Annotated in this window: 28 protein-coding genes and 1 riboswitch; of the genes, 18 read left to right on the top strand and 10 right to left on the bottom strand. The window is 68.5% G+C overall.

Features of this window, described 5'->3' with window-relative positions; all coding sequences use genetic code 11:
* The first annotated feature begins 11 nt into the window (after nucleotides 1–11).
* The 7 genes from E0497_RS03565 to E0497_RS03535 all read left to right on the top strand — a co-directional run bounded on the left by E0497_RS03565 (nucleotide 12) and on the right by E0497_RS03535 (nucleotide 4,781).
* The gene (locus E0497_RS03565; protein ID WP_137723399.1) at nucleotides 12–611 is read left to right on the top strand and encodes a hypothetical protein; all 600 of its coding nucleotides are present in this window, start codon (nucleotides 12–14) and stop codon (nucleotides 609–611) included.
* A gap of 10 nt (nucleotides 612–621) precedes the next feature.
* Nucleotides 622–1,206, top strand: coding sequence for a signal peptidase I (locus E0497_RS03560; RefSeq protein ID WP_241665686.1), 585 nt, complete (start codon nucleotides 622–624; stop codon nucleotides 1,204–1,206).
* Entirely contained in the window at nucleotides 1,203–2,270 is a 1,068-nt protein-coding gene (locus tag E0497_RS03555) for a hypothetical protein (RefSeq protein WP_137723398.1), read from the top strand. Before E0497_RS03560 ends, E0497_RS03555 begins: the two co-directional genes overlap by 4 nt.
* Nucleotides 2,271–2,320: 50 nt before the next feature.
* Nucleotides 2,321–2,911, top strand: a complete 591-nt coding sequence (locus E0497_RS03550) for an alternate-type signal peptide domain-containing protein (RefSeq protein ID WP_241665685.1) — start codon at nucleotides 2,321–2,323, stop codon at nucleotides 2,909–2,911.
* A gap of 92 nt (nucleotides 2,912–3,003) precedes the next feature.
* Nucleotides 3,004–3,234 (top strand): hypothetical protein, encoded by a 231-nt coding sequence (locus E0497_RS03545; RefSeq protein ID WP_137723396.1) that lies wholly within the window; start codon nucleotides 3,004–3,006, stop codon nucleotides 3,232–3,234.
* A gap of 21 nt (nucleotides 3,235–3,255) precedes the next feature.
* A complete protein-coding gene (locus E0497_RS03540) occupies nucleotides 3,256–3,660 on the top strand; it encodes a YccF domain-containing protein (RefSeq protein WP_137723395.1) in 405 nt (134 codons plus the stop codon).
* A gap of 324 nt (nucleotides 3,661–3,984) precedes the next feature.
* Nucleotides 3,985–4,138: riboswitch (cyclic di-AMP (ydaO/yuaA leader) on the top strand.
* A 7-nt stretch (nucleotides 4,139–4,145) separates the two neighbouring features.
* Nucleotides 4,146–4,781 carry a transglycosylase family protein gene (locus E0497_RS03535; RefSeq protein WP_137723394.1) on the top strand — a complete coding sequence of 212 codons (636 nt, stop codon included), beginning with the start codon at nucleotides 4,146–4,148 and terminating at the stop codon, nucleotides 4,779–4,781.
* Nucleotides 4,782–4,851: 70 nt separating this feature from the next.
* Here E0497_RS03535 and E0497_RS03530 read toward each other — a convergent pair whose 3' ends face one another.
* Nucleotides 4,852–5,040, bottom strand: a complete 189-nt coding sequence (locus tag E0497_RS03530) for a hypothetical protein (RefSeq protein WP_137723393.1) — start codon at nucleotides 5,038–5,040, stop codon at nucleotides 4,852–4,854.
* 61 nt (nucleotides 5,041–5,101) lie between these two features.
* Here E0497_RS03530 and E0497_RS03525 point away from each other — a divergent pair, with 61 nt between their 5' ends.
* The 6 genes from E0497_RS03525 to E0497_RS03515 all read left to right on the top strand — a co-directional run bounded on the left by E0497_RS03525 (nucleotide 5,102) and on the right by E0497_RS03515 (nucleotide 10,427).
* Nucleotides 5,102–7,399 (top strand): helicase-associated domain-containing protein, encoded by a 2,298-nt coding sequence (locus tag E0497_RS03525; RefSeq protein WP_137723392.1) that lies wholly within the window; start codon nucleotides 5,102–5,104, stop codon nucleotides 7,397–7,399.
* A gap of 140 nt (nucleotides 7,400–7,539) precedes the next feature.
* Entirely contained in the window at nucleotides 7,540–7,665 is a 126-nt protein-coding gene (locus tag E0497_RS20950; protein ID WP_277751662.1) for a hypothetical protein, read from the top strand.
* A 13-nt stretch (nucleotides 7,666–7,678) separates the two neighbouring features.
* A complete protein-coding gene (locus E0497_RS20380; protein ID WP_161987383.1) occupies nucleotides 7,679–7,834 on the top strand; it encodes a hypothetical protein in 156 nt (51 codons plus the stop codon).
* Nucleotides 7,831–7,992: a hypothetical protein gene (locus tag E0497_RS20585; RefSeq protein WP_170312854.1), complete on the top strand. Its 162-nt coding sequence runs from the start codon at nucleotides 7,831–7,833 to the stop codon at nucleotides 7,990–7,992. The genes E0497_RS20380 and E0497_RS20585 overlap by 4 nt, the downstream gene beginning before the upstream one ends.
* 96 nt (nucleotides 7,993–8,088) lie before the next feature.
* Nucleotides 8,089–9,747 carry a DNA repair helicase XPB gene (locus tag E0497_RS03520; RefSeq protein ID WP_137723391.1) on the top strand — a complete coding sequence of 553 codons (1,659 nt, stop codon included), beginning with the start codon at nucleotides 8,089–8,091 and terminating at the stop codon, nucleotides 9,745–9,747.
* Between the two features lie 11 nt (nucleotides 9,748–9,758).
* Complete coding sequence (locus E0497_RS03515) at nucleotides 9,759–10,427, top strand: DUF3239 domain-containing protein (RefSeq protein WP_137723390.1); 669 nt, start codon at nucleotides 9,759–9,761, stop codon at nucleotides 10,425–10,427.
* Between the two features lie 24 nt (nucleotides 10,428–10,451).
* Here the strand turns inward: E0497_RS03515 and E0497_RS03510 are convergent, their stop codons facing one another.
* Both E0497_RS03510 and E0497_RS03505 read right to left on the bottom strand, forming a co-directional pair.
* Nucleotides 10,452–10,649, bottom strand: a complete 198-nt coding sequence (locus tag E0497_RS03510; protein WP_137723389.1) for a hypothetical protein — start codon at nucleotides 10,647–10,649, stop codon at nucleotides 10,452–10,454.
* A gap of 107 nt (nucleotides 10,650–10,756) precedes the next feature.
* The gene (locus E0497_RS03505; protein ID WP_170312863.1) at nucleotides 10,757–12,016 is read right to left on the bottom strand and encodes an MCE family protein; all 1,260 of its coding nucleotides are present in this window, start codon (nucleotides 12,014–12,016) and stop codon (nucleotides 10,757–10,759) included.
* Nucleotides 12,017–12,252: 236 nt separating this feature from the next.
* Here E0497_RS03505 and E0497_RS03500 point away from each other — a divergent pair, with 236 nt between their 5' ends.
* On the top strand, nucleotides 12,253–13,176 hold the full coding sequence (locus E0497_RS03500; protein ID WP_137723387.1) for a sigma-70 family RNA polymerase sigma factor: 924 nt from the start codon (nucleotides 12,253–12,255) through the stop codon (nucleotides 13,174–13,176).
* Here the strand turns inward: E0497_RS03500 and E0497_RS03495 are convergent.
* Nucleotides 13,148–13,738, bottom strand: a complete 591-nt coding sequence (locus E0497_RS03495; protein ID WP_137723386.1) for a carboxymuconolactone decarboxylase family protein — start codon at nucleotides 13,736–13,738, stop codon at nucleotides 13,148–13,150. The genes E0497_RS03500 and E0497_RS03495 overlap by 29 nt on opposite strands.
* A gap of 122 nt (nucleotides 13,739–13,860) precedes the next feature.
* On the opposite strand from E0497_RS03495, the gene E0497_RS03490 reads away from it, so the two are divergent.
* On the top strand, nucleotides 13,861–15,045 hold the full coding sequence (locus E0497_RS03490) for a pyridoxal phosphate-dependent aminotransferase (protein WP_137723385.1): 1,185 nt from the start codon (nucleotides 13,861–13,863) through the stop codon (nucleotides 15,043–15,045).
* Complete coding sequence (locus E0497_RS03485) at nucleotides 15,042–16,058, top strand: AraC family transcriptional regulator (RefSeq protein WP_137723384.1); 1,017 nt, start codon at nucleotides 15,042–15,044, stop codon at nucleotides 16,056–16,058. Before E0497_RS03490 ends, E0497_RS03485 begins: the two co-directional genes overlap by 4 nt.
* Here the strand turns inward: E0497_RS03485 and E0497_RS03480 are convergent.
* Nucleotides 16,055–16,678: a TetR/AcrR family transcriptional regulator gene (locus E0497_RS03480; protein WP_137723383.1), complete on the bottom strand. Its 624-nt coding sequence runs from the start codon at nucleotides 16,676–16,678 to the stop codon at nucleotides 16,055–16,057. The genes E0497_RS03485 and E0497_RS03480 overlap by 4 nt on opposite strands.
* A 120-nt stretch (nucleotides 16,679–16,798) precedes the next feature.
* Here E0497_RS03480 and E0497_RS03475 point away from each other — a divergent pair, with 120 nt between their 5' ends.
* Nucleotides 16,799–17,893 carry an alpha/beta hydrolase gene (locus E0497_RS03475; RefSeq protein ID WP_170312853.1) on the top strand — a complete coding sequence of 365 codons (1,095 nt, stop codon included), beginning with the start codon at nucleotides 16,799–16,801 and terminating at the stop codon, nucleotides 17,891–17,893.
* A gap of 4 nt (nucleotides 17,894–17,897) precedes the next feature.
* On the opposite strand, the gene E0497_RS03470 is transcribed toward E0497_RS03475, so the two are convergent.
* From E0497_RS03470 to E0497_RS03460, 3 genes are all read right to left on the bottom strand, one after another.
* Nucleotides 17,898–18,323, bottom strand: coding sequence for a VOC family protein (locus E0497_RS03470; protein WP_137723382.1), 426 nt, complete (start codon nucleotides 18,321–18,323; stop codon nucleotides 17,898–17,900).
* Nucleotides 18,324–18,421: 98 nt separating this feature from the next.
* Nucleotides 18,422–19,174, bottom strand: coding sequence for a carboxypeptidase regulatory-like domain-containing protein (locus E0497_RS03465; protein ID WP_137723381.1), 753 nt, complete (start codon nucleotides 19,172–19,174; stop codon nucleotides 18,422–18,424).
* A gap of 223 nt (nucleotides 19,175–19,397) precedes the next feature.
* The gene (locus E0497_RS03460; RefSeq protein WP_137723380.1) at nucleotides 19,398–20,480 is read right to left on the bottom strand and encodes a 3-deoxy-7-phosphoheptulonate synthase; all 1,083 of its coding nucleotides are present in this window, start codon (nucleotides 20,478–20,480) and stop codon (nucleotides 19,398–19,400) included.
* A 327-nt stretch (nucleotides 20,481–20,807) separates the two neighbouring features.
* Between E0497_RS03460 and metE the strand changes: the two genes are divergently transcribed.
* Entirely contained in the window at nucleotides 20,808–23,069 is a 2,262-nt protein-coding gene (gene metE, locus E0497_RS03455) for a 5-methyltetrahydropteroyltriglutamate--homocysteine S-methyltransferase (RefSeq protein WP_137723379.1), read from the top strand.
* 48 nt (nucleotides 23,070–23,117) lie between these two features.
* Here the strand turns inward: metE and E0497_RS20740 are convergent, their stop codons facing one another.
* Together E0497_RS20740 and E0497_RS03450 are read right to left on the bottom strand one after the other, a co-directional pair.
* On the bottom strand, nucleotides 23,118–23,249 hold the full coding sequence (locus E0497_RS20740; protein WP_241665684.1) for a putative transporter small subunit: 132 nt from the start codon (nucleotides 23,247–23,249) through the stop codon (nucleotides 23,118–23,120).
* Between the two features lie 12 nt (nucleotides 23,250–23,261).
* Nucleotides 23,262–24,920: a sodium:solute symporter family protein gene (locus E0497_RS03450; protein ID WP_241665699.1), complete on the bottom strand. Its 1,659-nt coding sequence runs from the start codon at nucleotides 24,918–24,920 to the stop codon at nucleotides 23,262–23,264.
* Nucleotides 24,921–25,354 lie beyond the last annotated feature (434 nt).

Here is a 25,354-nt window from a genome sequence, read left to right as displayed (position 1 = left end):
AGGGCCCCTTCATGTCTCGCGACGAGATCTCGACCTCGACTCCCCGCGTCGGTGCACGCATGCGCCGGGTGCTGGGCAGCGGCCGGGTTCGGGCCGCACTGTCCCTCGGTATGGTCCTCGGCCTCGGATCGGTGGGCACGATGGCCGCGTGGAGCACCACAGCCACCGCAACCTCCGGCGCGTTCGGTACCGCCACCTCCACCCCGATCGCGGTGAAACTCGGACCGTCGGGACAAGCGAGCAAGGAATTCCCGTTCGCTGCCCTGACCAAGGGTGGCCTGCTCCCGGGATCCTCCGTCGATGCGGTTCTGCCGGTGCAGAACACCGGCGACACGGCCTTCACGTACGGGATGACGGCGCAGGCGGCCGGCGATGCCGCCGTGGCCGGCCAGATCACGATCAGCGTGTATCCGGGTAACACGTGCACGGGAACCGCACTCGGCAGTGGCGACCTCTCCGTGGCGCGGACGGTCGTCACCAATCGTGGAGTTGTCGCGGCCGGTGCTACCGACAACCTCTGCGTGCGCGCCACCGCCGGAAACAGTTTGACGAAGACCATGCAGAACAAGTCGATCACCGTGAAGTTCACCGTCACCGCCACCTCGCAGTAGACACCCGGCCATGACAACCACCATGACCTCACCGAAGCCCCGGGCGTCCGGCGCACACCGTGTCCGCGAGACCGCCCTGACCGTCGGGGCGATCGCGGGACTGATCTGCATCGCGGCAACCGTGGCGGGACTGCTGTTCCACATCAAACCGCTGATCTTCCAGTCCGGTTCGATGGCGCCGGAGATCACGACCGGTTCGCTCGCATTCTCCCGGACCGTGCCGGTCGGCAACCTGTCGATCGGTGACGTGGTCAGCGTGGAGAACGCGTACGGCACCCGGATCACGCACCGCGTGTACGGCATTCAGCCGGCGGGTGACGGCACTGCCACGGTCGTACTGAAGGGTGACGCCAACAACGCGCCGGACGTCGAACCGTATGCAATCACCGAGGCGGACCGCGTCTTCTGGAGTGTTCCCGGCCTCGGCTACGTCGCCGCATGGCTGTCCAGTTCGACAGCCGTGTTCCTCGGCGGCGTGTTCGCCGGAGTGCTGCTCATGCTCGTCGCCAAACCGTCCGGGCACCGCGGCGACGATCGACCGAATACCGACCCGGACAACGATATTCCGCATGGGGGAAGGACCCAGACGCCGTGACCACTCGATTCTCGCCCGAACCCGAACAGCCACATCGGTCGCGGCGCTCCGCATGGAAGTCCGCACGCCCCACCCTCGCCGCCGGTGCCGTCGCACTGTCCGTGCTCGGACTCTCCCAGATCAGCACGACCAGCGCCTCGTTCCAGGACACCGCGGCAGCGACCAGTGGTGGGCTGACCGTGGCGGGGAATGTGCTGCCGGCGGTTGCGAGTGTTGCAGGAGCAAACTCGACCTGGAAATGGGTATTAACGAACATCGACAAGTGCGTACTGAGTTGGACCCACTTGAATGCCGCATACAAGTATCACGTCATCGTGGCCGGTACTGGCCAGAACTGGGATGTCACTCCTTCCTCGAATCAAGTGGGGCAACAGGTTTCGACGGATATCTGGAAAGACAACACCCCCAACGCGGGTAACGGCAGTCAGACTCATACGGTGGAAATCCACACGGTGAATACCGCCACCGGCGAAGAGTCCACCGATTGGCGCGGCTATACCGTCAAGAGGCAGGGCGCGAGCGCATGGCATGTCACTTGTGGGTCCGCTACCTCCAATGTCAATAACGCACGCATGGCCCCCGACTCGAGCCCTGTGGACGAGAAGCCTGCGGCAGTCGAGACCGCTCCCACCACTGCGCCGTCGACCACCGACACGTCGTCGACGAAGCCCACGGACGCAACGGCGGCAACGACAACTACGCCATCGCCGACCACCACCACTACGTCGACCACCACCCCGGCCGACACTCCGCTCGAGGATGCGCAGAAGTCGCCATCCGGCTACACGGCGACGCTGGTGCAGTCTGCCGAGTCGGGGGCCGCGATCGTGATCGAGGATGCGAACAGCAATGAGCTGCAGCGTATTTCCGTGTCGGTGTCGGCGACGTACGAGTGGGACGAGTCGACCGACACATTGTGGATCACGGACGGCGGAAAGCAGTACAAGGCCTCGGGTTCGTCGTGGACCAAGACCGTCGTCGAACAGCCGTCCGACGAGACCTCGTCCGACGCCGCGCCGGCCGCCGACACCGCACCGACCGCTGACACGGCCCTGACCGAATGACATCGTCGACATCCAGGCATGTCGCTCGAGGGGAACGGAAGACACACCGAATGAACACACACACCCGGGCCGTCAAGGTCGCGGTCGCCGCACTGGCCCTCGGCTCCACCCTGACGCTGACCGCATGCGACTTCGGCAGCCTCGGCGCCGGCAGCAGCGGCGGCAGCTCAGGCAGTAGCGGCGGTTCCACCTCGACCGTCCCACCCACGACGACCGTCCCGCCGACGACCACGCCGGGCGGTGGCGGATCGGGGTCGATCACCGAGGTCACCGCCCCTACGTGGAAGGACCGGAACGGGCCGGTCGACATCGCGTCGTTCCGCATCGTGCCCGGCGACGTCCTCACCTACGCGGGCAGCTACAAGGTCACGCTCACCGGCGCGGACACGAAGGCCCGACTCACCGTCGGCAATGTCGCCTTCACCAGCGGCGGCCAGCTCACCGGACAGCTGCAACCCACCGTGACCGCGACGATCGACGGTGCGTCGACCCCGGCCGTCCTCGACCGGAGCTTCGACGGCAAGACCGTCGACGTCACGGCCACCTTCACGTTCGATCCGCAGACGTCGGGGCTGGTCGGCCAGTCCGACACCGCGAACTTCGACGACATCGCGGTCCGGCTGGAGCAGTCCCTGTCCTGACACCTCCGCGCGAACGGGCGGTTGTCCGAGCATCGGCCGAGAGCCGTGCCCGGCAACCGCCCGTTCGACGGTCGTGGCCTACCGTTGACACCGTGACGAACGAACCGCAGCGCAACCAGTCCGACCACTCCGGCAAGGGCCTGTTCTATGCCGCCCTCGCCTGCTTCTTCGTCGGTATCGCGGCGATCGTCGCGGTGTTCTTCGTGCATTCGCTGTCCGAGGGCGATCCGGGTCTCGCGCTCTACTTCCTCACGCTCGCCTGCCCGATCGGATTCGTCCTGGCCATCGCCTACGCCCTGCGTTCCGGCCGCCGGAACCGCTGAGACGCCCCCGGAAGGACCACCGTGCGGACACTGCTCAACATCATCTGGTTGATCTTCGGTGGCCTGTGGCTGGCGTTGGGCTACTTCCTGGCCGGCATCCTGATGTGCATCCTGATCGTCACCATCCCGTTCGGGATCGCGGCGTTCCGGATCGGCGTCTACGCCCTGTGGCCGTTCGGTAAAACGGTCGTCGGCAAGCCCACTGCCGGTGTCGGTTCACTGGTCGGCAACGTGATCTGGCTGCTCCTGTCGGGGATCTGGCTCGCGATCGGGCACGTCGTGTCGGCGGTCGCGATGGCGATCACCGTCATCGGAATCCCCCTCGCGATCGCGAACCTGAAGATGATCCCGATCTCGTTGATGCCGCTCGGCAAGGACATCGTCGACGTGGGCCGTCCCGGACCGGCCGGACGGTCCGCCACCTGACGGATCCGGAACAGCCGAAACCACCCACGCCTACATGTGATCTCCATCACATAACGGCAGAGTAACGGAGCGGCGTCGACTCGTGACCGAATCCCGCGCAGCCCGACTAGCAGGGGCGACGGCGACCACGCCCGATTCGTCCCATGACCACCGCTCGACTCGCCGCGTTACCAACTAGTGACGTTCGGCCCCGGATCGTCGTACCGTCGTTCCCGGCCGGTACCACGGCCACATCCGGGCCCACCGCGCCAAACCCCGTCCAGCGGGTCCGGAAACCACGAACCATCCATGGACGGGGACGGGGGACCCACCGGTCCTCCGGGGAACACAGTCCCGCCAGGGACTACCCCGCAGGGCAACGGGAGAGCGATCTCCCTGGGGGTGAAGCCAGACCCGCTCGAGCCATGAGCGGCGAGGCCGGGCGACCTCTCAGTCCGAACCCGACAGCTGACCTCGCAGGCGCGTACGGAGAGGAACCCACCGACATGAGCGGACGCCATCGCAAGCCGACCACCACCGGCCGCACCGTCGCCAAGGTTGCCGTCACCGGCGCCATCATGGGCGTGAGCGGCGTCGCCCTCGCCGGCACCGCCAACGCGGCCCCCGATTCCGACTGGGACCGCCTGGCGCAGTGCGAGGCCGGCGGCAACTGGGGCATCAACACCGGCAACGGCTACCAGGGCGGCCTGCAGTTCTCGCCGAGCACGTGGACGGCGCACGGCGGCAGCGAGTTCGCCGCGACCGCGAACACCGCCACCCGCGAGCAGCAGATCGTCGTCGCCGAGCGGGTGCTCGCCAACCAGGGCTGGGGCGCATGGCCGTCCTGCTCCTCCAAGCTCGGCCTGAGCAGCGGCGCGACGCAGCGCAACGCCCCGGCCGCCACCCCGGCACCGAAGGCCGTCACCCCCGCACCGGCACCCGCCGCCGAAGCCCCGGCTGCGGCGCATCCCGCGCAGGGCGTCTTCGACCACATCGATTCGCTCCTCGACGCCGCCCACACCCAGGGCTTCGCGGTCGACCAGCAGATCCTCGACGCCTACGCGGCCGCCAAGTCGTTCGACCTGGGCGCGCTGAACCTGCAGGACATCGCGGGCACCGTCGCCGGCACGTCGCAGAGCTGAGCCGCGACACCCCGAACATGACAGAGGGTCCCTCACCGAACGGTGAGGGACCCTCTTCGTCGTCTGTGCGTCAGCGGTTGATCACCGTGTGCGGGTGCACGTAGGGCAGGGACTCCACCGGAAGCGGGAACTCCATCTCCTCGCCGAACGGCGAGAGATTGCCTGCACGGCTGGACGACAGCTCGGTCACCGCGTGATCTCCGTCCGCGACGTCCGGCCACCCTGGATCGACATACTGCTTCTTCGAATTGTTAGCCACGCCGCCCATCTTGGCAGGAGCCGACGCCGTGGTACAGCCCAGGTCACTAATCTCATAAACGATGCCTTCTTCTCCTGACGCCGCGGGTGCCCCCGCAACCCCGGCCCCCGTGACCGCACCGACCCTCACCGGCTGGTTGACCGACCGCAAGGACGCCGAACTCGTCGCCCTGCTGCGACTGCGCCCCGACCTGGCGGTGCCGCCGCCCGCGACGTGCACGGTGCTGGCCGGGCGGGCCGGGCAGCGGGCGTCGGTCGTGCGGGCCGCCGACACCCTCGACACCCTCGAGTTCGGGATTCTCGAGGTGCTGGTCCTCGCCCACGCCGATCAGGCACCCGTGCCGCGGGCGGCCGTGACCGACGTGTTCACGGGCCGCGCCCCGAAACGGTCCGTGGACCGGGCGTTGACGCGGCTGCGGGCGCTCGCACTGGTGTGGGGCGACGACGAGCACCTGCGGATCGTCGCGGCCGCGGCGGAGACGATCCCGTGGCGGGTGGGCCGCACGGCGACGGCGTCGGACGCCCTGGACGAGGCCGGGGTCCGGTCCGCCCTGGACGGCATCGAACCGGCCGAACGCGACCTGCTGACGACGCTGGCGCGGTCGTCCCCGATCGGACGCACCCGCGACGCCGCGCCCGGTACGTCCCCGGACCGGCCGGTGCAGCGTCTGCTCGCGTGCGGGCTGCTGCACTGGATCGACGCCGAAACCGTGGAACTGCCGACGACCGTGGGTCAGGTTCTGCGCGGCGAGGCCGTCCACGACCCGGCCTCCCCCACTCCGCCTGCCTGGACGGGACGCAAACGTGCGCCCGCGGACGTCAACGCGGCCGCGGCCGGCGAGGCCCTGGAACTGGTGCGGCACTGCGAGGATCTGATCGCCGCGCTCGGCGCCACGCCCGCGCCGACCCTCAAGGCCGGCGGTCTGGGGGTGCGGGAGTTGCGACGGCTGGCCAAGAGCACCGGCGTCGACGAGGCCCGGATCGGGCTGCTGCTCGAACTGCTCGCGGGCGCCGGGCTGATCGCGTCCGGGCTGCCGGACCCGGCGCCGGCGACCGATGTCGAGGGTCACTGGGCGCCGACGGTCGCGGTGGACGGCTGGCTGAACTCGGACCCGGCGCGACGGTGGGCGACACTGGCCGGGGCGTGGCTGACGCTGCCGCGGCGGCCGTGGCTGATCGGGCATCGGGACGCCGCCGACAAACCGATCGCGACGCTGTCCGACGAGGTCCGCTCCCCCAGCTCCCCGCAGGAGCGTCGACTGCTGCTCGAACTGCTCGCCGACGCCGGTGGCCGGGACGTGCCGGCGGACGAAGCGGCACGGCTGCTGGCGTGGCGTCGGCCCCGGTGGTCGGGCCGGCTCGGACCGCACGTCGTCGAACGCACCCTCGACGAGGCCCGGACACTCGGTCTGGTCGCGTACGGCGCGCTGTCGTCCCCCGGTAAGGCGCTGCTGCACGGCGGCGATCCCGAGACCGAGATGGATGCCGCCCTGCCCGAACCGATCGATTACGTGCTGGTGCAGGCCGATCTCACCGTCGTCGCCCCCGGCCCGCTGGTCCCGGACCTGCTCGAGCAGATCACGCTCGTCGCCGACATCGAATCCGCGGGTGCCGCGTCGATGTACCGGATCAGCGAGGCCAGTATCCGGCGGGCGCTCGACGCCGGACTCGGCGCGTCCGAACTGCAGGCGCTGTTCGCGACCCGGTCGAAGACACCGGTCCCGCAGTCGCTGACGTATCTCATCGACGACGTCGCCCGCCGGCACGGGCGGCTGCGGGTGGGGATCGCGGCGTCGTTCGTCCGGTGCGAGGATCCGGCACTGCTCGTCGAGGTGCTGTCGTCGCCGGTGGCCGAACAGCTCGCACTGCGGGCGCTGGCACCGACCGTCGTCATCTCGCAGGCACCACTGTCGGAGGTGCTCAGCGAACTACGGGCCGCCGGGTTCGCGCCTGCCGGCGAGGATTCCAGCGGCACGATCGTCGATCTGCGCTCGCGCGGTGCCCGGGTTCCGGCGGCGCGGGTGTCCCGCACCCGGGTGCCCGCCGTACCCACCGACGAGCAGCTCACGACGGTGGTGCGATCGCTGCGCTCCGGGGATCGGGCGGCGGCGTCGACCGGGGCGATGCTGCGCAGCGACGGCAGCCGGGCGTCCCTCGCCGCGACGATGACCCTGCTGCAGACCGCCGCCCAGGTGCGTCGCACCGTGACGATCGGCTACGTCGACGCGCAGGGCGTCGCATCGCAACGCATCGTCGCCCCGGTGTCCGTCGGCGGCGGCCGACTCGACGCCCGCGACCCCGACACCGGCGAGCTCCGCCAGTACACGCTGCACCGGATCACGTCGGTGGCACTGACGTAGGCGCCTTCGGCGCCTGTGCGCCTTTTTGGTAGCTCCCACTACCAAAAAGGCGCACAGGCGCGCAGCGCCCGACTGGACTTTCCCGGGAAATAGACTATGGTCTCGTTTCAGTGATTGCCACTTCGAATTCAGGAGCGACAATGGCAGAGCGAAAATCCGGTAAAAGTTTGCGAAAATCCGGACAGTCGATCAAGGAAAAGCGCGCGGAGAAAAGGGAACGGGCCGCCGCGGCAGGAGAGTTCATCAAGAAGCGCAAGCGGCACTGACGGGCGGCCCCTGATGCGCGAGCACACTCCCACCACCCTCGACGACCTGCACCGCATGTTGACGTCTCTGGTCCCGGACGGCCCTGCGGCATCCTCCCGGTCCGCCGGCTTCCGCTCGGCGCTCACGTCGGCACGCATTTTCGTCCTCGACGAACGGGCCCGAGCATGAAACGCACATTACTGGCCCTGGATCGCATCCAGGCGCGACTGGAAAACGAGCTCGACACCGTCGCCGGACACACGGAAAAAGAGGCGGGATATCGCGCCGGAATTTCCGAAGCACTCGTGCAGGTGCGCAGCGTCCGGCAGTCCCTCGTGGCACGGTGACCCGGATAGGCCACGCCACACCGTGTGGCGTGGCCTCCTCCCGGTCTGGACAATGGTCTGGTTCCCGTTTGCTCAGATCGTTGCCAGGAGGCACACGTGACCGACGGCCCGCTGATCGTCCAGTCCGACAAGACCCTGCTGCTCGAGGTCGACCACGAGCGCGCCGGTGAGGCCCGGCAGGCGATCGCCCCGTTCGCGGAGTTGGAGCGGGCCCCCGAGCACGTGCACACGTACCGGATCACGCCGCTGGCGTTGTGGAATGCGCGGGCGGCGGGGCACGACGCCGAGCAGGTGGTCGATGCGCTGGTGAACTTCTCCCGGTTCGCGGTGCCGCAGCCCCTGCTGGTCGACATCGTCGACACGATGGCCCGGTACGGTCGGCTGCAGTTGGTGAAGAGCCCGGTGCACGGGTTGACGCTGGTGAGCCTGGATCGGGCGGTGCTCACCGAGGTGATGCGGCACAAGAAGATCGCCCCGATGCTGGGCGCGAAGGTCGACGACGACACCGTGATCGTGCATGCGTCCGAACGTGGGCATCTCAAGCAGATGCTGCTCAAGATCGGCTGGCCGGCCGAGGATCTCGCCGGGTACGTCGACGGGGAGGCGCATCCGATCGACCTCGCGTTCGAGGAGGGCCACTGGGAGTTGCGCGACTACCAGGAGATGGCGGCCGACTCTTTCTGGGCGGGTGGTTCCGGCGTGGTGGTGCTGCCGTGCGGCGCCGGCAAGACGATGGTCGGTGCGGCCGCGATGGCGAAGGCGAAGGCGACGACGCTGATCCTGGTGACCAATACCGTCGCCGGCCGGCAGTGGAAGCGGGAGCTGATCGCGCGCACGTCGCTCACCGAGGACGAGATCGGCGAGTACTCGGGCGAGAAGAAGGAGATCCGCCCGGTCACGATCGCGACGTACCAGGTGATCACCCGCAAGTCGAAGGGCGAGTACAAGCACCTCGAGCTGTTCGATTCCCGCGACTGGGGTCTGGTGATCTACGACGAGGTACATCTGCTGCCGGCGCCGGTGTTCCGGATGACGGCCGATCTGCAGTCCCGTCGACGCCTGGGGTTGACGGCGACTCTGGTCCGCGAGGACGGTCGTGAGGGCGACGTGTTCTCGCTGATCGGACCGAAGCGGTACGACGCGCCGTGGAAGGACATCGAGGCGCAGGGCTGGATCGCACCCGCCGAGTGCATCGAGGTGCGGGTGACGCTCACCGACGCCGAGCGGATGGCGTACGCCACCGCCGAACCGGAGGAACGCTACAAGCTGTGCTCGACGGCGCGGACCAAGCACGCCGTCGTGAAATCCATCCTGGACCGGCATCCCGACGCGCCGACCCTGGTGATCGGCGCCTACCTCGACCAGCTCGAGGAACTCGGTGCGGAACTGGGCGCCCCCGTCATCCAGGGTTCCACGCGGAACAAGGAAAGGGAGGCCCTGTTCGACCGTTTCCGGGCCGGGGAGATCCGGACACTGGTGGTGAGCAAGGTCGCGAACTTCTCGATCGACCTGCCGGAGGCGTCGGTGGCGGTGCAGGTGTCGGGCACGTTCGGGTCGCGTCAGGAGGAGGCGCAGCGGCTGGGACGGCTCCTGCGTCCGAAGCACGACGGCGGTCAGGCACACTTCTACTCGGTGGTCGCTCGGGACACGCTCGACGCCGAGTACGCCGCCCACCGTCAACGTTTCCTCGCCGAACAGGGTTACGCGTACCGGATCACGGACGCCGACGACCTGCTCGGCCCGACCATCGGATAGGACCCTTCCCCGTGCGACGTTTCGAGTTCCCGGTCGACAAGCATCACGCCAAGGCCGTCAACGAGACCCTCGGTGATCTGCGCCGGTTGCAGTGGTCGGCGGCACTGATGGCCGTGCTCCTCGGCGGCGGCGCGGCGTGGCTGTTCGTGCTGGCGCAGCCGTGGTCGTACATCCTGGGGGTGGTGCTGGCGATCACCGCGCTGGTGTCGCTGTTCATGGTGGTGTGGACGCCCCGGAAGGTGGGCAGCATCGAGGATCTGTACGCCAAGGGTGATCTGGTTCCGGCGGTGGTGTCGGAGGTGCATCCGCGTGGTCTGACGCTGCTGGCGCTGGTCGACGTCGCCAAGCCGGATGCCGGCGCACCGCACTACGCGTTCGCGGCCCGCACCGTGCGGGCACTGCCGGGGCAGGATCACAAGGTCGGGAAGAAGGTGCCGTCGGTGTCGGTGCTCGGGGACCGCACGTCCCTCACCGACACCACGACGTGGCAGATGGCGAGTTTCATGCCGGTCTCCTGGGGCACCCGGGACGGCAAGGTTCTCACCAAGGCCACCGCGCAGATCCCCGGATACGAGTGGACCCTGGTGGAGAAGAACCTGGCGATGTCGGAGAAGGTGCGCGGCGCGGACGGGCAGTTCGTGCTGCTCGACCCGTCCGAGTTGCCCGACGAGCTGCGCTGACGGATCCGCCCGGTTCGGGACCGCTCAGATCAGCAGGGCCGCGAGACCGACACCGCCTGCGGTGATCAGCCCGGTCGTCAGTGCGACGAGCGCCGACCCCATGAAGACGAGCGCCGCGACCGCCGGCACCGCTGCGACGACGACCAGCAGGGTGGCCCACCAGAGCAGTACGGCGACGTTCCCGGTCCCGTCCGAGCGGAGTTCCGTCGAGTGACGTTCCATGGGACGACCTCCTGTCGTGGGGTCGCCCCAGTGTGGCGCAGCGCCGCGGTTTCCGCAGGAAACTGCCGAACTGCGCCCGCATCGACCGCTGTGTCGTGATCGCCGGGTCACGCCGGTGGGACGATGCCCATCAGTGTCGCGAGTTGCGTCGCAATCGGGTTGAGGTTCAACGCATCCGGGGCCCGCTTCGGGATGGTGTCCCACGGTTGCGGGATCGCCGGGTCGGCCAGGACCGCCCGCTCGGCGCTGCGCACCCCGGTGGGACTGCCCTGTGGTGCGAGGCAGCGGACGTCCGTCGAGAACGGGAAGTCGTCACGACTGTCGTCGAAATCCGGGTTGTTCCTGCGCATGTCGTCGAGGGTGCGGTAGGTGCTCTCGTAGCCGAGTGTGCACGGCGCGGGATTGTTCGTTTCGAGGACGAGTCCGAAGTGGATGGTGCCGTCGCCGGGCGCGACGGCCCTCGCCGCCACCGGAAGTGCGGGCAGCAGCTGTAATCCGCTCTGCAGGAATGCCTCTCGCCCCGGCGCGAGCGACGTCACCTGTCGCGTGTTCGTCAGGACCGTCGTGAGGTCGGCGCCGCTGTCGCGGACGAGTGCGCCGACGGCGCCGGCCGCGTGCGTGCCGGCGCCGATCAACCGGCGCACGTCCGGATCGCTCGACCGCAACTGCGCGGCGAGGGTGTCGAGGTCCGCGCTGAACGACCGGATCGCGGACGATTGTTCCGCCTGACTGCCCAGGACGGTCCGGCCGCCCGAGACCAGGTCGAGTGTCCGAGGCAGTGCGTCGGACGCCTCCCGGGTGAGCGCGTTCAGTGAGTCGACGATCGTGCGCAGGTCGTCGCCCCGACCGTCGAACGCCCTGCCGAGTTCGGTGACCACGGTGTGCAGGCCGTCGACGGGAACCGATCGGGCGAGGGAGTCGACGGATGCGATCAGATCCTCGACCGGGGTGGGGACGGTGGTGTCGGCACGCTCGATCACCGCACCGGCGGCGAGATAGGGGCCGCCGCCGGTGTCGCCGGGGGCGGGTTGCAGGTCCACGTACTGTTCGCCGATCGCGGACCGGTTGGCGACCACCGCGGCCGCGGATTCCGGGACGCGGGGGGCGTCGTCGTCGAGCAGCAGTTCCACCCGGACACCGTCGGACGTCAGTTCCAGTTCGCCGACCCGCCCGACCGGCACGCCGCGGTAGGTGACCTCGGCGTTGGGGAAGATGCCACCGGACGCGGCCAGGTCGACGTAGACGGGGTAGTGGCCGAAACCGAGGAGATGGTCGAGCCGGACGTACCGGGCGCCGACGAACACGACACTGACGATGCCGAGGACCAGGAAGGCCACGAGCTGCCGCCGAGCCAGCTTCGACACCATGTTCACGCCGCCGGGCCCTCCGTCCTGCAGTTGTCCGGTCTGCAGCTCGACACTGACCGTTACCGCAAATCACACCAATTGTGATCAGCGTAACAAATTGAACAAATGTCCGACCGACGCCTCTCGCGTTTCGCGCACTTACCGCGGTCCAGGACGCGGGATTCCGCGCGGCAAGTGCGCGAAACGCGGGGGCGGCGGAGCAGTCGGAGCAGTCGGAGCAGTCATAGGATCGCGGTATGGGCGCGACGACACTCGTGGACTCGTTCGAGGAACACCGCCGGCACCTGCTGTCCGCGGCGTACCGCCTCACCGGCAGTGTGAGTGACGCCGAGGACGCCGTGCAGGAGACGTGGCTGCGGTTCTCCGACACCGACACCGCCGCGATCCGGGATCTGCGGGCCTGGTTGACGACGGTGGTGGGCCGGATCTGCCTGGACCGGTTGCGGTCGGCGGCGGTGCGGCGGGAGACGTACGTCGGGCAGTGGCTGCCCGAACCGATCGTCACGGACCCGACACCGTCCCGCACCCCGGATCCGCTGGAATTCGTTGTGCGGCAAGAAGACAACAGGATGGCGGCGATGGTGGTACTCGATACGCTCACCCCGGACCAGCGGGTGGCGTTCGTCCTGCACGACGGGTTCGCGGTGCCGTTCGACGAGATCGCCCCGATCCTGTCGGTGAGTGTGCCGGCTGCCCGGCAGCTTGCGTCCCGGGCCCGTCGGGCCGTGGCCGCCGCTCCCCCACCGGCGTCGGAGTCCGAACACGACCAGGCGGTGGGCCGGTTGATGGCGGCGCTCGCGAGCGGCGACCTCGCGGCGGTGGTCGCGGCGCTGCATCCGGACGCGGTCACGGTCGGCGACGCGAACGGCACCACCCGTACCGCGGTCAACGTCGTCACCGGCGCCGACCGCTCGGCCCGGTTCTTCCTCGGGCTGGCCCGCAAGTACGGCCTCGACGCCCTGCTGTCGGCCACCCCGGTGCTGGTCAACGGCCGGCTCGGGTTCCTCGGCGACGGCGCCCCGGGCGACAGCACCCACCCGGGGTTCCCGCGCCGGGTCACCGCGTTCACCGTCCGTGACGGCCGCGTGTGGGCGGCCTACGACATCGCGAATCCCGAAAAACTCGGCGGCGTCAGGGTTTCCGCGCGTCCGGGTCCGTAGCCCAGGGCACCCGGCACGCGTCGCCGGAGTTGAATCCCTGGTCGTGGATGCCGAGCGCCGAGTTCATCCGGGCCCGCATGTTCTCGATCCCGATCTGGTAGGTGAGTTCGACGACGCCGTCGCGGCCGAACCGGCGTTCGAGGTCGGCGACCTGGTCGTCGGTGGCGGTCGTCGGGGTCGCGGTCATCGCGTCGGCGTAGGCGATCGCGGCGCGTTCGTCGTCGCTGTACAACTCGGATGTCTCGTACTCGCCGATGTGCTGGAGTCGGTCGATGTCGAGGCCCTCGAGCCGTTGCAGCATGGTGCCGAAGTCGACGCACCACGAGCAGCCGACGGTCCAGGCCACCCGGTACACGGCGATGTCGCGGACGTCGGCCGGCAGCACCGTCGACGCCTTCTCCACGCCCATCTCGTGCGCCGAGGAGAGCAGGAAGAGTTTCCGATGGTTGGCGTACACGGCCATCGGTTCGGGGACTTCCCCGTACCGGCGTCCGGCGTACCGGTAGGCGGCCTTGACCAGCGGGCCGGCCTCGCGCGGGGTGACCGCGTGGATACGAGCCATGTCGTCCTCCGTTCCCGGTCGGCGCACCCGGCGTGTGCCGTCCGGAGTGTGGACGAGACAGCGCCCGTAAACGTGACACGGCCCGGATCCCGACACCTTCGCGTCGCCGCTACGCTGGACAAATGCCCCGCGTCTCACCTTCACGCACCGTGTCGCGACTCCAGCCGTTCACGTCGACGATCTTCGCGGAGATGACGGCTCTCGCCACCGCGCACGACGCGATCAATCTGGGTCAGGGGTTCCCCGACACGGACGGTCCCGCGTCGATGCTCGAGGCCGCGCAGCGCGCGATCGCCGAGGGCCTGAACCAGTATCCGCCCGGCCCCGGCATGCCGGTGTTGCGGCGGGCGATCGCCGACGACCGGGCCCGACGGTACGGGATCGTCCACGACCCGGACCGTGAGGTGCTGGTGACGGTCGGGGCGACCGAGGCGATCAGTGCCGCGATCCTCGGGCTGGTCGAGCCGGGCGACGAGGTGGTGCTGATCGAGCCGTACTACGACTCGTACGCCGCATCGGTCGCACTCGCCGGTGCGACCCGCCGGTCGGTGCCGATGGTGCGGGGCGGCGACCGGTACGTGCTCGACCTCGACGCGTTGCGGGCCGCGGTCACGCCGCGGACCCGGATGCTCGTGGTGAACTCCCCGCACAACCCGACGGGCACCGTGCTCACCGACGCCGAACTGCGGTCGGTCGCGGAATTGGCGTGTGAGCGTGACCTTCTGGTGCTCAGCGACGAGGTGTACGAACATCTCGTGTTCGACGGCCGCACCCACACCCCGATGGCGTCACTACCCGGCATGTACGAGCGCACCGTCACCGTGTCGAGTGCCGCGAAGACGTTCAACGTGACCGGCTGGAAGACCGGGTGGGCGTGTGGTCCGGCCGATCTCGTCGACGCCGTCCGTACCGCGAAACAGTTCATGTCGTTCGTGGCGGGCGGCCCGTTCCAGCCGGCCGTCGCGCACGCCCTCGACCACGAGCAGGCCTGGGTGGTCGACATGCGGAACGGGTTGCAGCGCAAGCGGGATCTGCTCGCCGACGCTCTGTGCGACGCCGGTTTCGGGGTGTACTCCGGCGGCGGCACCTATTTCCTGTGCGCCGACATCACGAACCTGGGTACCCGCGACGGCATGGAGTTCTGCCGGACGCTGCCCGAGCGGATCGGGGTGGCCGCCGTACCGATCAGCGTGTTCACCGACCATCCCGATCAGTGGAATCATCTGGTGCGCTTCGCCTTCTGTAAACGTGACGAGGTCCTCACGGAGGCTGCGCAGCGGCTGCGCCGGTTCGAGGTGTCGAGATGAGTTCGGCGACGGTCCCGTCGGATTTCCTGCGTCGGGCACGGCATCTCGCCGAGGTGACCGGTACCGATCCGACGTCGATCCTCGCGGCGTCGGGTATCGATCTCGCGTCGCTCGACGACCCGCGAGGCCGGTTGACCCCGGACCAGGTCACGGCGTTCATGCAGGAGGCGTGGCACCTCACCGACGACGAACTGTTCGGGCTCGGTGCCGATCCGGTGCCGCGCGGCACGTTCCGGTTGATCTGTCTGACGCTGATCCATCAACCGGATCTCGGGAGCGCACTCGAACGGATGGTGGACGTGACCCGGGTGCTGCCGGTGCCGCCGCTCATGCTCGTCCCGGGTGAGGCGTCGACGCGGCTCGAGGTGCGGGTGGACGTGCGCGGTGACGACTACGCGCCGGAGTTCGCCGACGAGGCGTTCCGGCTCGTCACCGATTTCGAGTTGATCCTGCTGCACCGGTTCGCCGCCTGGCTCGTGGGCCGTCGGGTCGAACTCCGGTCGGTGCGGATCCCCTACCCGGAACCGGACCACCGGTTCGCGAAACACTACGACGCGATCTTCGGGGTACCGGTCACCTTCGACGCGCCGGTCGCCGCGCTCGAGTTCGACAACGCGATCCTGCGCGCACCGCTCGTCCAGGACGAGGACAGTCTCGCCTCCTACCTGCGCGAGTCACCGAATCGTCTTCTCTCCGAACGGGACTACGACAGTAGCGCGTCGGCGCAGGTCCGTCGGGTACTCGAGACGGGGGTTCGTGGACGCACCAGCACCGCCGACGAGATCGCCGAGATGCTGTCGATCAGTGTCCCGCACCTGCGGCGGCTGCTGCGCCACGAGGGGACGTCACTGGGCCACCTGCGCGAGGAGGTGTTACGCAATGCCGCGGTCGCCGCGCTGCGCCGGGGCGAACCGGTCGACGAGTTGTCGGCCCGACTGGGTTTCTCCGAACCGAGCGCATTCCGTCGCGCGTTCAAACGATGGACCGGCACCACACCCGGCGCGTACCGCTAGACCTCGGCGGAGGGTTCCGCGGGCGGTGCGGGGGCTGCGAGACCGCTGAGCAGCTTCGCGAGCGCGTCGATCGCCGCCTCCACCTCGTCCGCTCTGTTGTCGATGAGCCAACTGATGGAGAAGCCCTGGACGACGATCACGATGATGCGGATGAGGACCGGGACCGGCACGGTCCACTCGACTCCCGAGGTCTCGGCCAATTTGGCCAGGAAATCGTCGGTGGCCGTGGTGTGCTCGTTGTTCTGCCAGTCGCTGATGTCCTGCCGACCCGCCGCCCGTAGACCACCGACGGTCAGCTCGTAGAACGCGAGGAGGCGTCCGGGGTCGGCGCTGGCGACCTGCCACACCGCCATGAGACCCTCGCGCATCGACGTCTCGACGTCGACTCCCGGCGCGAGGAACTTCAGCGCCGACTCCTGGTACTGCATGACCACCTCACGGGTGAGTTCCCGCAGCAGTTCCTCCTTCGACGCGAAGCAGTAGTGGAACACGCTCTGCTGCACGCCGGCCTCCGCGCAGATCGCGCGGGTACTCGCGGCAGCCAACCCGACGTCGGACACGACCCGGATCGCCGCCGCGATCAACTCCCGACGCCGCTGCTCCACCGACACGTACGACATCCCACCTCTTCCCCGACGACTCCCCACGAGCCCCCCGACCTGCCCGGCAGCATAATGCCCGGCCGGTCGGCGCTCCAAGGCTAGGCTCGGTGATCGGGACTCGGGAGAGGACGACCATCCATGGGCAACAGCATGCTCGACACCGCACTCGAATCGGTGGTGCGGACCGCGGCCACTGTCGCCGGTAACCTGCCAGGTCCGGTGCAGCGTCTCCTCGCGGGCCGACCGGTCCGGGTCGACGGCCAGGAACTGGACACGGAGATCCAGTTGATGCTGCGCATGCTGGCACTGCTTCCGGACTCGGATTTCGAGCAGCTTCCGCTCGCCCGGTCCCGCGCCCAGATCGACATGGAATCGCGGCTCGTCAGCGGACGCCCCCTCCCCATGGACGTACGGCCGGTGACGATCCCCGGACCGGACGGGTCGATCCGGGCGCGCATGTTCCGGCCCGACGGGCTACCCGCCGCGGCACCGCTGCTCGTGTACTTCCACGGCGGCGGGTTCGTCCTCGGCAGCCTCGACAGCCACGACTCGGTGTGCCGATTCCTGGCCCGGCACGCCGACGTCGCGGTGCTCGCGGTGGACTACCGTCTCGCCCCGGAGAATCCGTTCCCGGCGGCCGCGGACGACGCGGTCGCTGCCTTCCGGTACGCCGTCGAACACGCAGCGGAACTGGGTATCGACCCCGGCAGGGTCGCCGTCGCGGGTGACAGTGCCGGCGGCAATCTCGCGGCGGTGGTCTCCCTGCTGACCCGCGCGGACGCCGTGCGTCCGGCGTTCCAGTTGCTGTTCTTCCCGTGGCTCGACATGACCTCCAAGCGCGACTCGTACCGATCGTTCGGTGACGGATACTTCCTGACCGAGGCCCAGATGGACTGGTACACCGGCCATTACGTTCCGGAGGTGGCCGACCGCACCGATCCGCGGGCGTCGCCGCTGCTCGCCGACGACCTCACCGGACTACCGCCCGCGTATCTGGCGCTGTCCGGGTTCGACGTCCTGCGCGACGAGGGCATCGAGTACGCCGAACGACTGAGGTCTGCGGGTGTGCCGACCACGCTGCGCGTGCACGACGGCCTGGTCCACGCGTTCGTGAACCTCACCGGTTACGGACGCGCCGGGACCGACGCCCTCCGCGAGGCCGCGAGCGCGCTCCGCACCGGGCTGTCGTTCGCACCGCACCACGCACCGGGTCCGCTCGCCGCGGCGGACTGACCGGTCAGGACACGCAGAACTCGTTGCCCTCCGGGTCGGTCATCGTGATCCACGTGCTCGGCCCCACCTGCCCGCGGTGCAGGACCGACGCCCCGGCCTCGGACAGGTCCGCGGCGACCTCCTCACGGCGGTCACCGACCCGGATGTCGAAGTGCAGACGGTTCTTCACCGACTTTCCCTCCGGTACGAGTTGGAACAGCACGCGGGGCCGCTGCGGTTGAGCGGGGTCGCTGATCGCGGCGCCCTCCCGCCAGACGAGGACGCCGTCGAAGACGGTGGTGTCCTCTTCCCGCGCGTGGCCGGCCGCGACGAGTCCGCGGATGAAGTCCTCGTCGCTGGGTTCGACCTGCCACCCCAGCGTGCGCGCCCACCACTGTGCCTGCCGGTGAGGATCTTTCGCGTCGACGGTGATCTGAATTTCGTATCCCATGCGCCGACGCTACGTCGCACCACCGACAGAAACGTGCCGCCCCGCGGCGGAGGCCACGGGGCGGCGCGTTTCGGTGCGGGATCAACTGCCGTGCGGGATCAACTGCCCTGCGAACCCGACGAGCCGAGGGATCCGGAGTGGACGAGGGATCCTGTGTGGGTGAGCGACCCGAACGGATCGAGCGAGCCCAGGGAAGCCAGCGACCCGGACGACTGCGGTGTGAGCGCGAAGTCGACGTCGTTCGCGTCACCGCTGCTCAGGTCCACGGTCCGGGTGAGCGGATCACCGGTGCAGCCCTGCGGCGGCACGACCTCGACGACGTACCCGGGCAGCGCCGTCTTGTACTGGAAGAAGTACCAGCCGTTGGGGTTGGTCGCCGTCGTCGCGATGACCGCGTCCGCGGCGTTCCGCAGGTTGACGGTCACGTTCTGCGTCGGATCACCCGTGCCCGACGGGCATCCGGTGACGAAGCCGTAGATGCTGAACACCTTCACCATCTCGAGGTGCAGTCCGGTGACCGGATTGCCACTGGTGGTGTCGGCGACCACGTCGTTCGGGACCGACCCGCATCCGGCGGGCGGATAGAGCCGGACGGTGTAGTTTCCGGGCGGAACGTTCTGGAACTGGAACGCGCCGGTGGCATCGGTGGTCATCGACGCAACGTCTGCGTTGGTCGCCGTGTTTCGCACGATCACCCACGCGCCCGCCGGATTCCCGTCGGCGGCACAGGTGTTGGTCATCGTTCCCGCGATCACGGGATCCGGGGCGGCCTGGGCCACACCCTGGATTCCGTAGGTGCCGAGTATCAGTCCCACGAACAACGTCACCGCCGAGAGCAGTCTTCGTCTCACGTCCGAGCCTCCTCGAGTTCTGCGATCGATTACGGAAGAGGATGCTACGCAGAGGAATTCACATCCCTCTGCGCAAATCGAATTCCCGTACCGTTCACGGCTATTGCGCGAGTTCACCGCGTCCTGAATTACGGAAAACTGCCGATACCGCGACACGAACCCGTCGACGGAACGAACGCGCGGGAACGCCCCCGAACTTCCCGGAGGACGTTCCCGCGTGCGTTCACTTGCCGGTGCGACGCTCCGCGACAGCCGCGGCGAGGCGATCGAGCGTCGTCGCGGTGGTGTCCCAGTCGATGCACGCGTCGGTGATGGACTGCCCGTAGGTGAGGTCGTCGGCCTGCCCGAGGGTCAGGTCCTGACGTCCGGCCTCGATGAAGCTCTCGAGCATGAGCCCGACGATCGCACGGTCGCCGGCCGCGATGCGCTCGGCGACGTCGACGGCGACGTCGACCTGCTTGTTGTGGTCCTTGCGGCTGTTGCCGTGGCTCGCGTCGATCACCACACGCTCGGCCAAGCCGGCCTTGCGCAGTCGCGCCGTCGTGTCGGCGACGGTCTCGGCGTCGTAGTTCGGCCCGTCGGTGCCGCCGCGCAGGATGACGTGGCAGTCCGGGTTGCCGACGGTGTGGACGAGCGCGACCTGCCCGTCGAGGTCGGTACCGGGGAACACGTGGCTCGCACCGGCCGCCCGGACGCCGTCGACCGCGACCTGGACGTCACCCTCGGTGGAGTTCTTGATACCCACCGGCATCGACAGCGCGCTGCACAACTGACGGTGCACCTGGCTGGCGGCGGTACGGGCGCCGATCGCGCCGTACGTGACGAGGTCCGCGATGTACTGCGGGAGTATCGGATCGAGGAACTCACAGCCGACCGGCAGTCCCAGGCCGGAGATGTCGAGCAGCAACTTGCGGCCGATACCGAGACCGGTGTTGATGTCGTACGTGCCGTCGAGGTGCGGATCGTTGAGCAGCCCCTTCCAACCGAGCGTGGTACGCGGCTTCTCGAAGTAGACCCGCATCACGATCTGCAGGTCGTCACGCAGTTCCTCGGCCTTCGCGGCCAGGCGGCGGGCGTAGTCGATCGCGGCCTCGGGATCGTGCACAGAGCACGGCCCGACCACCACGACGAGACGGTCGTCGGTGCCGTCGAGAATCGCGACGGTCTCGGCGCGGCCCGACCGCACCGTCGCGGCCGCGACCTCGTCGGGGGCATGTTCGCGCCGTACGACGGACGGCGCCAACAGGGGGCTGATGCTGACGGTGCGCTGCTCGTCGAGACGCTGATCGTGTGCGGTAACGCTCATCTTCGGTTCGTTTCCTGTTCTCAGGCCGACCCTCGAAGACTTCTACAGAATCCCAGTGAGCCGGTCCGTCATCCGGCTCTGGGGTGGATTGTCAGCGCGTGGTTACGCCGACCGACCCACCCGGGGCCGGCCTGCTAAACCAGAAATAGGTCGCTGACACGAGAGTCAGGGTAACCCGCCCCTGCCGGACTCGCAGCACACCCCCTCCGAAAGAGACGACCGTCACAGCAGGAGGTCGTGTCGGCGCCTACGCTGGTTCGTGCAGCTGGTTCTCTTCTACGTCTGCCGGCGGTGACCATCCACGCATCGAACGATGAGGAGAACACCGTGACCCGACCGTTCACCGCAACCGTCCTGGGATCCCCGCGTATCGGCCCGCACCGCGAACTGAAGAAGGCCGTCGAGTCCTACTGGGCCGGGAACCTCGACGCCGCCGCCCTCGACGCGGTCGGCAAGGCCCTGCGCCGACGTTCCTGGTCCGAGCTCGTCGACGCCGGGATCGATTCGGTTCCCGTCTGCACCTTCTCGTACTACGACCAGATGCTCGACGCCGCCGTCATGCTCGGCGCCCTACCCGGGCGGTTCACCGGGATCGCCGACCACCTGGACCGCTACTTCGCAGCCGCCCGCGGCACCGCCGACGTCGCACCGCTCGAGATGACGAAGTGGTTCGACACCAACTACCACTACCTGGTCCCCGAGATCGACCCGGCAACAGCATTCGCACTGGATCCGACGAAGGTTCTCGGTGAGGTCGCGGAGGCCCGGGAGCTCGGTGTTCCCGCGAGGCCGGTCGTGATCGGGCCGATCACATTCCTGCTGCTGTCCAAGTTCACCGATCTCGACCCCCTGGAACGACTCGACGACCTGGTGCCGCTGTACGCGGACCTGCTGGGGCGACTCGCCGATGCCGGCGTCGAGTGGGTACAGATCGACGAACCCGCACTGGTCACCGACCGAACCGAGGCCGACCTGGCCGCGACCGAGTCCGTGTACCAACAGCTCTCGGCCGTCGAACACCGTCCCGCGATCCTGGTGGCGTCGTACTTCGGAGACCCGGGCGGCGCCCTGCCGGCCCTCGTCGGCACCGGCATCGAGGGCGTCGCCGTCGATCTCGTCGCGGGCTCCGTCGACGCAGTGGCCTCGACGCCCGGTATCGAACGCAAGCTCCTCGTCGCGGGTGTCGTCGACGGCCGCAACATCTGGCGCAACCGCCTCGACGCCTCACTCGACGTGCTCGACGCACTCCGCGGACGCGGCTGCTCGGTGGCGGTGTCCACGTCGTGCTCGCTGCTGCACACGCCCTACACGCTCGAGGGGGAGGACGGACTCGACCGCGCACTGCGCTCGTGGCTGGCGTTCGGGTCCGAGAAGATCCACGAAGTATCCACGCTCGCAACCGCATTGCGATCCGGCAGGGAAACGATTGCCGGCGAGCTCACCGAGTCCCGGGCCGCAGCCGCGACCCGCGCCGCCGACCCCCGCCTACGTGACGACCTCGTCCGCGGCCGGCTTTCGGCACTGACCGCCGGCGACCGACACCGCCCGCCCGCGGCGACGCGCCGACCGGTGCAGGCGGCTGCGCTGCCTCTGCCGCCGTTGCCGACCACGACGATCGGCTCGTACCCGCAGACCACCGCGATCCGGGTGGCCCGCGCGGATCTGCGGGCCGGGCGGATCGACGAGACCGAGTACGTCCACCGGATGCGCGGCGAGATCGCGGACGTGATCGCGTTGCAGGAGGATCTGGGTCTCGACGTGCTGGTGCACGGCGAACCGGAACGCAGCGACATGGTGCAGTACTTCGCCGAACAACTCGACGGCTTCGCGGCGACCACGAACGGCTGGGTGCAGTCGTACGGCAGCCGGTGCGTCCGGCCGCCGATCCTGTTCGGTGACGTCCGCCGTCGGGCGCCGATGACCGTCGACTGGATCTCGTACGCGCAGTCGCTCACGGACCGGCCGGTCAAGGGCATGCTCACCGGACCGGTCACGATCCTGGCGTGGTCGTTCGTGCGCGACGACCAACCACTCGCCGTGTCCGCCGACCAGGTCGCGCTCGCGATCCGCGACGAGACCGCCGACCTGGAAACCGCCGGCATACAGGTCGTCCAGGTGGACGAGCCCGCGCTGCGGGAGTTGTTGCCGCTGCGGGAGACCGATCGCCCCGACTACCTGGACTGGGCGATCGGGGCGTTCCGGCTCGCAACGTCGGGGGTCGCGGACGCGACCGCGATCCACACCCACCTGTGTTATTCGGAGTTCGGTGAGGTCATCGGTGCGATCGCCGACCTCGACGCGGACGTCACGTCGATCGAGGCGGCCCGCTCACACATGGAGGTCCTCGCCGATCTCGACGCGGTCGGATTCGATCTGGGTGTCGGGCCCGGCGTCTACGACATCCACTCCCCCCGCGTTCCGTCCGTCGACGAGATCGCCGGCGCCCTCCGCACCGCATTGAAGGTCGTTCCACCGCAACGACTCTGGGTCAACCCGGACTGCGGATTGAAGACCCGCGGCCATACCGAGGTCGAGGCGTCGCTGCGCAACCTCGTCGCGGCGGCGCGATTGGTGCGCGCCGAACTGTAGAGCGAGTCGCCCGTGCTCCCCGACGCATCGGGGAGCACGGGCGTGCGTTCACACCAGGTCTTCGCCGGTGCGGCGCGCCTCCGCCCACTCCGTGAAGAACGCGCGGGTGACGGTGAACAGCACGCCGGCGACGAGAACCGGCCAGATGAGGACGTAGAACGTCAGAGCGACTGTGGACATGTGGTTCTCCTGTCAGCGTTGCAGATCGAGTTCTCGGGGATCGTCGTTGCCGGACGGGTCGAAGTCGCCGACCCGGTCCTTGATGGTGTCGAAGTCGAAGTCGTCCCGGTTCCCGACGGACATCCCCCAGCACACGATCGTGCTGACCGCGTAGGCGACGAGCGACGCCGTCAGCGTGGCGTAGTCGTGGATCGACCCGAGCGCGAACGGGGTACACACGATCACCGCGACGGCACCGACGATCCTGGCGACCTTCAGCCCGAAGAAGCCGAACGCCATGAGACCGGCGATCACACCGACACCGACGATCGCGATCACGTCGACGACCCAACCGGCGACGCCGTCGACCGAGAACCAACCGAACCGCACCGGAACGAACACGGCCAGCGCCACCAGCACCGATGTGGTGAACGCCCGGTTGGTGACCTTGCCCCAGTAGAAACTGGCGATCACCGGGAACACCAGGGCGCCCCACAGTGCACCGACGAACACCAGCAGGTCCAGGATGTTCAGGCGCATACTCGCGAACGCGATCGCCAGTGCCGTCGCCACCACCATCGTGACGCGGCCGACGAACAGCATCCGCCGCGGATCCACCTTGCCGCGCCCGGCCACGTTCTGCCCGTACACGTCGGTCATCACGATCGAGGCCAGGGCCGCGAGGTCGGAATCGGCGGTCGACGACAGCGATCCGATGATCATCACGAAGAACAGCACGATGAGGATCGCCGGCAGATAGGTCGCCGCCATCTGCGGGACGAGGTTGTTGAGGTCGCCGTCGACTGGATCGATTCCGAGATAGAGCGCGAGCACACCGAACATGCCGATACCGATGACGGTGGCGCCGTAGCCGATCGTGGCGGTGACGAACGTCGGCTTGATGAGGTCCTCCCGCACCGCGAAGAGCCGCTGCGCGATCGTCTGGTTGCCGATCGCATACGCGAGCACGGCCGCGATGTACGGCGCACCCTGGTTCAGGAACGCCTCACTCGAGAAGAAGTTTCCCTGCTCCGCAGTGAGATTCGCGGCGCCGGTCTCGAACGCGGCCGGGAACCCCGCAGCGAAGAACACCACCGGGATGAGCACGACGACGGCACCGAGCATCGCGACGACCTGCATGAAGTCGGTGAGCACCGACGCCCGGAACCCGGACCACAGCGTGTAGGCGAGCACACCGAGCGCCACGAACAGCACACCCTGGACGAACGTGAACGGCGAGAGCATCGAGATGAGCACCCCGCCGGCGATGAAGTTCGACATCAGACTGATGACACTGCCGACGACGTTCGATCCGGCGAGCATCAGCTGACTCGAACGTCCGTGCCGCGCGTACATGACCTCGGCGAGTGTGTGCGCCTTGGGCGCGACCTTCCGGATGCGCTTGCCGAACGGGTAGATGAACAGAATCATCAACGCACCCCAGAGCCCGTAGTGGATGGGCCCCGAAATGCCGTACGTGTACCCGGAGGTGGCGGACGCGTACAGCGACGACGCCCAGATCCACGTCGCCGTCATACTGGCGGCCGCGATACCGAATCCGACGCGGTTGCCCGCCGTCATGTAGCCGTCCGCGTTCTCCTGCTTCTTGCCGATACGCATCGAGACGAACAGTGTGCCGCCGTAGAACACCAGCAGCAACAGCACGATCGTCGGCGCACCGAGCTCGACCATCTCGTTCAAAGAGGTACTACTCCTTCGCATCCGGTCCGTCACGCAGGCAGCACACGGCCGGCGCGCACAGGAGCGCACCCGACAGCCACCTCGGTCCGGGTCCGGCAGGCAGTCGTCGTCCCGTCGGGACGGATGCGCGCGGAACTCGGCACACGGATATCCGATTGTTCGTTGTGGACGCCACTTCGGGACGTTCCCACCGACGTGCACGGGGCACCGCACCGGGACGGCCACGTGATGTCGTGCACGGCCCCAGCGCATTACAGGTCGAATCGTCGGTGCGCACGGACGCACCGAACCTGATGCCGATCGAACCGGCGCGTGGATCATTCAGCACGCCAGGACGATTCGATCAGTCGGCGTCTTGCACCGTAGCACGACGTCCGATTCGACCGGTCCGGATCGCCTTGAGACCACGAATCCGGAGCACCTAC

The sequence above is a fragment of the Prescottella subtropica genome (genome assembly GCF_005434945.1).
GTDB classification, from domain to species: domain Bacteria; phylum Actinomycetota; class Actinomycetes; order Mycobacteriales; family Mycobacteriaceae; genus Prescottella; species Prescottella subtropica.
This window is presented reverse-complemented; position numbering and strand designations above follow the sequence as displayed.